Genomic DNA, 1207 nt, shown 5'->3' with positions numbered 1-1207 from the left:
CCCAACCCTCCTCAATGAACGTCCGCCACCGTCTCTCGGGAGCCACGACTGCGCATCAGTGCGGAGACCCCGAGAGGTGGCGAAGCGTGCCACGCCCTGACCATTGTTCGGCTCGAAAGGGACTACGCCCGGACCCAGATGCCCGGCTTCGACGAACTCGCAAGGCGGCTTCCCGGCTGCGTCAGCTGCCAGGGCCCATGCATGCATCTCCCGCGGTTTAGTCGGGGTCTCGAGCTCCATGATGGCAAGGATCTCACGAGCCCAGAGCGACGTTCGCGTGGGCTCGTGATCTGCTGATGATGTGCGCTGGCCGTGAGTCACATTCCCCTACGACTCAGCCCTCAGCCGGTATGAGCCCAGCAACGAAACGCGCGGCGTCGCAGCGGATGACACCCGCGGAACTCCTTCGTAGCGGCAACGCCTCCGCCGACCGGTCAACGGAAGCTGCTCTCGCGCAACGCGACCTGTCCGCGACAAGTCACCGCATGGATGCGAGCGCAGCGCGTTCAACCGCGAGAATCAGTACCTCCATGCGCGCTCCTCTCGTGGCAGTCCCTCGCAACACAAATGTGCGTACGCTGACAAAGCTGAGGCGACGTGTCGCATCGGTAGGGTTCTAGCGAGCCGAGAATTGGGGGAACTGTGAGTTTCACGAAACTCCTGGACGACCCCGACTCACCGCTTCGGGCGTATCTCGACGGGGCGTCGCCGCGAATCGCGGGTATCCAGAGGCAGGGGATTGGTGCGCGCAGCGTCGCGGATGCGTTGGGCCTAACGACGCTCGCCGGAGCCCCTGCGCTGGTGCCCGCGCGTCCGGGTCTCCCGAACCAGCTGGTTGGCACTGCGTTCGATTTCCGTGCCCGCATCGCTCTCGGCGGGTTCGATCCAACCGACTCGGCTGCAGCAATCGGCCGAATCCTTCTACCCGCGTACGTGGACAGCGTCAAGAATGGCGCCCATCGCGCAGCAGTGCTGAGCGGCGCATTCGACGTCGCGCAGCGCCTTCTCGTGAACCCCCGGGATCACACTGACTTTGACCGGGCGTCCGTCGTGCTTGGCTATTTGGAGCCCGTCTACCGGGTGGGCGCGAAAGGGCTGATTGGATCAGTCGGTGACGCGTGTGACCGTGCCGCGGACGGTCAGGAATTCGTCGACGCGATCGACCCGTCCGTCGTCTTCGAGATCGGTTCCCTGGAAGCTGCGGGAC

At 64.8% G+C, this 1207-nt stretch carries 1 protein-coding gene; it reads left to right on the top strand.

Features of this window, described 5'->3' with window-relative positions; genetic code table 11:
* Nucleotides 1-642 precede the first annotated feature (642 nt).
* On the top strand, nucleotides 643-1207 hold a 565-nt coding region (locus tag AC04L7_RS19080), incomplete at its 3' end, for a hypothetical protein (protein WP_475513757.1).

This window comes from Pseudoxanthomonas sp. LjRoot204_2 (assembly GCF_056175765.1).
The sequence above is the reverse complement of the archived record's forward strand: the minus strand, read 5'-3'. Positions and strand labels throughout refer to the sequence as shown.